Annotated in this window: 7 protein-coding genes and 2 pseudogenes; 5 read left to right on the top strand and 4 right to left on the bottom strand. The window is 73.8% G+C overall.

The window, feature by feature from the left end:
• The 3 genes and pseudogenes from KBX39_RS21065 to KBX39_RS33450 all read left to right on the top strand — a co-directional run.
• The coding region (locus tag KBX39_RS21065) for an ArsR family transcriptional regulator (RefSeq protein ID WP_210872106.1) at positions 1-407 on the top strand (407 nt) is incomplete at its 5' end.
• A gap of 40 nt (positions 408-447) precedes the next feature.
• Positions 448-1,632, top strand: a complete 1,185-nt coding sequence (locus KBX39_RS21060) for an MFS transporter (protein ID WP_247660414.1) — start codon at positions 448-450, stop codon at positions 1,630-1,632.
• Between the two features lie 10 nt (positions 1,633-1,642).
• Positions 1,643-1,864: pseudogene (locus KBX39_RS33450) on the top strand (hypothetical protein); the annotation flags it as partial.
• A gap of 10 nt (positions 1,865-1,874) precedes the next feature.
• Here the strand turns inward: KBX39_RS33450 and KBX39_RS21055 are convergent.
• Entirely contained in the window at positions 1,875-2,357 is a 483-nt protein-coding gene (locus KBX39_RS21055) for a DUF2231 domain-containing protein (protein WP_043330667.1), read from the bottom strand.
• A 160-nt stretch (positions 2,358-2,517) separates the two neighbouring features.
• On the opposite strand from KBX39_RS21055, the gene KBX39_RS21050 reads away from it, so the two are divergent.
• The gene (locus KBX39_RS21050; protein WP_030501115.1) at positions 2,518-2,946 is read left to right on the top strand and encodes a Fur family transcriptional regulator; all 429 of its coding nucleotides are present in this window, start codon (positions 2,518-2,520) and stop codon (positions 2,944-2,946) included.
• A gap of 59 nt (positions 2,947-3,005) precedes the next feature.
• Positions 3,006-3,857 carry an oxygenase MpaB family protein gene (locus KBX39_RS21045; RefSeq protein ID WP_210872104.1) on the top strand — a complete coding sequence of 284 codons (852 nt, stop codon included), beginning with the start codon at positions 3,006-3,008 and terminating at the stop codon, positions 3,855-3,857.
• Positions 3,858-3,870: 13 nt separating this feature from the next.
• Here the strand turns inward: KBX39_RS21045 and KBX39_RS21040 are convergent, their stop codons facing one another.
• The 3 genes and pseudogenes from KBX39_RS21040 to KBX39_RS21030 all read right to left on the bottom strand — a co-directional run.
• On the bottom strand, positions 3,871-4,704 hold the full coding sequence (locus KBX39_RS21040; RefSeq protein WP_247660415.1) for a PD-(D/E)XK nuclease family protein: 834 nt from the start codon (positions 4,702-4,704) through the stop codon (positions 3,871-3,873).
• A 123-nt stretch (positions 4,705-4,827) separates the two neighbouring features.
• On the bottom strand, positions 4,828-5,442 hold the full coding sequence (locus tag KBX39_RS21035) for a MarC family protein (RefSeq protein ID WP_064447588.1): 615 nt from the start codon (positions 5,440-5,442) through the stop codon (positions 4,828-4,830).
• A gap of 31 nt (positions 5,443-5,473) precedes the next feature.
• Positions 5,474-5,691 (bottom strand): annotated as a pseudogene (locus tag KBX39_RS21030) (phosphatase); the annotation flags it as partial.

Raw genomic sequence — 5,691 nt, 5'->3', positions numbered from 1 at the left:
ACCACCTGCGTGAGCTGGCGAAGTTCGGGCTGATCCGGCAGGCGCCCGGCCGGGGGGACGCGCGGGAGCGGGTGTGGCAGGCGGTGAATCCGTCGTTCCACGTCGAGGTGGGGCCGGATGCCGAACCGGAGGCACGCGCCGCCGAGGCGGCTCTGGTCGAGGCGCACATGGTCCGCGACGCCCAGCGGGTCCGGGACTGGTTGCGCCGCGCGCCGGACGAGTCGCCGGAGTGGTACGCGGCGACCTGGTTCAGCGACAGCGTGCTGCTGGTGACCGCCGAGGAGTTGAGCGAGTTGAACCAGGCGATCCAGGCGCTGATGGAGCCGTACCGGCGGCGGCATCGGGCCGATCCACCCGCCGGGGTCCGTGCGGTGGCGGCGCAGTACCGGGCGATGCCCATCGACTGAGGGGTTGTGCGCACCAGGTGTGAAGGATTATTTTCGAAGTATGTCCTTCACACCTGGCCCCTCGTGCTGGCCGGACGTCTGGCTCGCGGCCACCGCGCGTGGCATCTCCAGTTGCGGGAACTTCCTGGTCACCAGCGCCCTCACGCTGGCGCTCCAGTCCGCCGGGGCCGGTGGGCTCGCCGTCTCCGGGCTGCTGCTCGCCGCGACGCTGCCGCTGGTCGCGCTCGCGCCGCTGACCGGTCGTCTCGCCGACCGGGTGGACAGCCGGGTGCTGCTGATCGCGACCGGGCTCGGTCAGGGGGCGACCTGCCTGGCGCTCGCCTACGCACCGGGTCCGGCGCTGGTGATCGCGCTGGTGGCACTTCTGGCCACCGGCCTCGCGGTCTCCCAGCCGGTGATCTCCGCGCTGGTGCCGGTGATGGTGCGGCCGGAGGACCTGCCCCGGGCCGGCGCGCTCAACCAGACCGCCGGCACACTCGGCGCGCTCGCCGGACCGGCGCTGGCCGGGCTCCTGGTCGGCCAGTTCGGCACCCGGGTACCGCTGCTCCTCGGCGCGCTCAGCTATCTCTCCCTGGTGGCGGCCGGGCTGCTCGTCCGTACCCGAAGGGGTGGCCGCCGGGTGACCGTCGGCGCCGCCGCGGCGGTCGCGCCCCCGTGGCGGTTCCGGCGCGACCCGCTGCTGACGGTGATGGTCGGCAGCGTGGCCGCGGTGATCGGCGCGGTCGGGGCGGTGAACGTGATCGAGGTCTTCTTCATCCGGGAGACGCTCGGCAGCAGCGCCACCGTGTACGGGCTGGTCACCGGCTCGTGGACGCTCGGCATCGTGCTCGGCGCGTGGCTGTTCGCCCGGGTCGCCCGCCGGCTCGCCGACGACGGCGCGCTGCTCGGCGCCGGGCTGGTGCTGCTCGGCGGATGCTGCCTGGCGGTGCTCGTGTCGGCGGCGGTGCCCTCGGCGTGGCTGCTCGTGCCGATCTGGTTGCTGGGCGGGGTCGGTAACGGCGGCGACAACGTCTTCAACAACCTCCTGCTGGCCCGGCGGGTGCCGGAGGCGGCCCGGGGCCGGGCGTTCGCGGTCTTCGGCGCGGCGGCACAGGGCGCCGCGATGGGCGGCTACCTGGTCGGGGGCCTGCTGCTGGAGGTGGCCGGCCCGCGCACGCTGATCGCCGGCTGCGGCGTGGCCGGCCTGCTGGTGGTGGCGGCGCTGGCCGGGCCGGTCCGCCGGTGACCCGGCTGCCGGTGGCTACGCCGGACCACCGCCGAGCACGCCTCCGCCGCCCGGCTGGCGGCCACCGGTGCACGTCCAGCCGGCGCCGCCCCGCCGGCTTCCGCCGCAGGACATGGCCGCGATGGATCAGGCGGAGCAGCGCGCGCAGCGGCTCACCTACGGCGTCGGGGCAGTCGTCGCCGTGGTGCTGGTGCTGCTCACCTGCCTGCTCTGCTCGCGGCTGCTGTTCTGAGCGGCAACGCTCAGACGATGCCGTCCCACACCATCTTGGCGCCGCTGTCACCGGTCAGGTAGACGTACACGAGCGCGAAGCCCGCCAGCACCGCCACCGCGACGGTGAGCACGATCGGCAGCCAGCGGGGCAGGTTCCGGGCGCGGGCGAACCTGCTCGCCGACAGCACCAGCAGCAGCGCCGCGGCGCCGAGACCGAGCGAGAACCAGAACAGGGTGTCGCCGTACTCGGCGTGCTCACTGATCTGCTGGAGCCGGTCCGGCGGGTAGCCCTTCGCGCGCAGGATCCCCTCCAGCTCCTCGCCGGACTCGGTCGCGACCCAGGCGACCGCCGGGGTGATCACGGCCAGCGCGGCGACCGCCCAGTCCAGCCGGTGCCGCCAGCGCGGCAGCAATCCGTACGCGATGGCGAACAGCGCCAGCAGCGGCACGAGCACCACCACCGCGTGAATGACGAGCACGTGCAGCGGCAGACCGTTGAATTCCCTGAACACCGACACCTCCGGCGAGTGGGTGGTTAGGCGCGCACAGCGTACGTCGCGAGGCTGTGTAACCCCACACACGCAGACGCGGCCCCGCCGGTTCACCTGTGGCCCCGGCCACCCGCGAGCACGCTCGCTTGTCGGCCTGTCACCTGCGTGCTGTCATGGATTCATGTCCACGGGTGAGGAACTGCTCCGGTCGAGGGGCCTACGGGTCACGCGACCGCGTCTCGCCGTGCTGGACGTGCTCTCCGCCGGTGGGCACCTGGAGGTCGACGAGATCACCCGCCGGGTCCGTCAGCGGATCGACTCCGTTTCCACCCAGGCCGTCTACGACGTGCTCGGCGCGCTGTCCCGGGCCGGGCTGTCCCGCCGGATCGAGCCGGCCGGCAGCCCCGCGCGGTACGAGGCTCGGGTCGGCGACAACCACCACCACGTGGTGTGCCGGGGCTGCGGCGAGATCGCCGACGTCGACTGCGCGGTGGGCAGCGCGCCCTGCCTCGACCCGAACGTGGCGCACGGCTTCGAGCTGGACGAGGCCGAGGTGACCTTCTGGGGTCTCTGCCCGGCCTGCCAGTCGCGCCGCTCCGCCGACGACTGAGCGAGCACCGAGGGCGCCGCCCCGGGGGTGACCGGCGAACGCCGTGGCACTCTTGATCGGTGGACACTGACGACCTCGGCCTGTTCGGTCCGGGTTCGGTCACGTGGAAGGTGCACGAGGAACCGATCCTGATCGTCGCCGGCCTGCGCTCGCTCTACCTCCAGGCGCTGCATCCGCGTGCGATGGCGGGCGTCGCGCAGAACAGCAACTACCGTTCGGACGCCTGGGGCCGGCTGGTCCGCACGGCGACGTACGTGGGGACGACGATCTACGGCACCACGGCCGAGGCGCAGGCGGCCGGGCGGCGGGTGCGTGCGCGGCACGCCCGGATGCGCGCCACCGACCCGTTCACCGGCGAGGAGTTCCGCGTCGACGAGCCGGAGCTGCTGCGCTGGGTGCACGTCACCGAGATCGAGTCGTTCGTGAGCACCGCCCGGCGCGCCGGTCTGGCGCTCACCGACGACGAGGTGGACGGCTACTACACCGAGCAGCGCCGGTCGGCGGCCCTGGTGGGGCTGGACCCGGACGACGTGCCGGGCACCGCCGCCGAGGTGGCCGACTACTACCGGGACGTACGCCCGCAGTTGCGGATGACCCGGGAGGCGGCCGAGACGGCGCTGTTCCTGACCGCGCCGCCGATCCCGTGGAAGGTCAGCCTGCCGGCGCGGGTCGGTCTGAACCTGGGGCCGCCGCGCTGGGCGTACCTGGGGATCGCCGCCACCGCGCTGGGGATGCTGCCGCCGTGGGCGTTGCGGCTCTACGGCGGGCTGGGCCTGCCCACCACCGCGCTGTCGGCGGACCTGAGCGCGCGGGCGCTGCGGCTGGCGCTGGCCGCCGTGCCCCGGCGCTACCGCGAGGGCCCGTTGCAGCAGGCCGCGAAGGAACGCGCCGCGCGCCTGGCCGCGGCCTAAAGGCGACCCGCGTTCAGGCCGGGTCGGCGAATCGCTCGACGGCGGACCAGGGCTCCTTGCCGGGGGTCTGCGCGCCGGTCGGGCAGGTACGCCGGTAGTCGCACCAGCCGCACCGCGGCCCCGGCTCGGTGGGGAACGCCGCGTCGGGGTCGGTGCCGTCGGCCACCGCGCGTTCGGCGGCCATGATGTCGCGGGCGGTGTCCTCGGCGCGGATGAGCTGCCGGTGCAGGGACTCCGGCGTGTGCTCGTGCGCGGCGACGGTGCCGGTGGGCAGGTGGTGCAGCTCGACCCGGCGGCACGGCTTGCGGAACACCCGCTCGGCCGCGTACGCGTAGAGCGCGAGCGCCTGCGAGCCGCGCGCGTCGTCGGTGTCGAGGCCGGTGCGACCGGTCTTGTAGTCGACGATGACCAGTTCGGGCCGCCCGTCCGGGCCGGGGCGCGAGTCGATCCGGTCGGTGCGGCCGTTGAACGCGAGCACCGCGGTCTTCACCGCGACGACCCGTTCCACGCCGACCGGCTCGTCGGCCGGGTCGAGGCCCGCCACGTAGCTCTCCAGCCAGGTCAGCGCCCGCCGGAAGGCGTCGCGTTCCTGCTCGTCGTCGCGGTAGCCCTCGCGGACCCAGGTGCCCTTGAGCAGCGTGCCGAGCACCTCGGGGCGGCGGCGGTCGGGGGCCAGCGCGTACCAGTTCTTCAGCGCGGTGTGGACGCTCGCGCCGAGCGAGTTGTGCGCCCACGGCGGGCCCTTGGGCGGCGCGGGCCGGTCCACGTAGGCGTAGCGGTAGCGGCGGGGACAGTCCGCGTACGCGCCGAGTTTGCTCGGTGTGCAGACGAACAGGCGCTCCGGCATGCCCTCGAAGCCGAGCTGCTCGGACTGCTCGGCGCGCGGTCGGGGAGCCCGGGAGCCACTGGCTGCTGACTGTCGTCGCACCCCTGAGATCCTGCCACCCCGGTACGACAGCGGACGAAGCGCTCAGGCGTTGTTGAGGTACTGGGTCACGAACGCGGCGATCGCGTCGGCGATGAGCTGCACGGCGATGGCGGCCAGCAGCAGGCCGGCGATGCGGGTCAGCACCTCGATGCCGCCGGGGCGCAGCACCTTGACGATCCCGCCGGAGAAGCGCAGCACCACCCAGACGGTGACCATCACCGCGACGATGGCCAGCCCGATGGCCAGGTAGTCGACGCCGCCGCCGGCCTGCTGGACGAAGAGCATGGTGGCCACGATGGCGCCCGGCCCGGCCAGCAGCGGGGTGCCGAGCGGCACCAGCGCGATGTTGGAGGTGACCTGCTGGCTCGGGTCGTCCGACTTGCCGGTCAGCAGTTCCAGCGCGACCAGGATCAGCAGCAGGCCGCCCGCGGCCTGGAGCGCGGGCAGGTCGACGTGCAGGTACGCCAGGATCGTCTGCCCCGCCACCGCGAAGATCACGATGACCCCGAGCGCCAGCGCCACGGCCTGCCAGGCGGCCCGGTTCCGGTCGCGCGCCGTCAACGGCCCGGTGAGCGCGAGGAAGATGGGCATCATTCCGGGCGGGTCGACGATCACCAGCAGGGTCACGAAGACCTCGCCGAAGAGCTTGAGATCCACGCGGACACGGTAGCCGTGCCGCCGGAGCGCTTCAGCTCGAAGCGACAGGGGTCACCCCGCGGGCCAGCGCGACGATCCGCTCGTACGCCTCGGGTCCGGTGGTGTGCGCGCCGAGCCGGACGGTCTTGTGCGTGCCGTGGAAGTCGGACGAGCCGGTGACCAGCAGCCCGAGCTCGGCGGCGAGCCGGCGGACGTGCTCCCGCTCGGCCGCGTCGTGATCCTCGTGGTCGGCCTCCAGGCCGGCCAGGC

The sequence above is a fragment of the Micromonospora sp. D75 genome (assembly GCF_018070405.1).
Classification (GTDB): domain Bacteria; phylum Actinomycetota; class Actinomycetes; order Mycobacteriales; family Micromonosporaceae; genus Micromonospora; species Micromonospora chalcea.
This window is presented reverse-complemented; position numbering and strand designations above follow the sequence as displayed.

Bases quoted from the DNA above. Each gene is read 5' to 3' on its own strand.
- KBX39_RS21060 (WP_247660414.1), top strand. From the start codon at position 448: ATGTCCTTCACACCTGGCCCCTCGTGCTGGCCGGACGTCTGGCTCGCG.
- KBX39_RS21050 (WP_030501115.1), top strand. From the start codon at position 2,518: ATGTCCACGGGTGAGGAACTGCTCCGGTCGAGGGGCCTACGGGTCACG.
- KBX39_RS21040 (WP_247660415.1), bottom strand. From the start codon at position 4,704: ATGCCGGAGCGCCTGTTCGTCTGCACACCGAGCAAACTCGGCGCGTAC.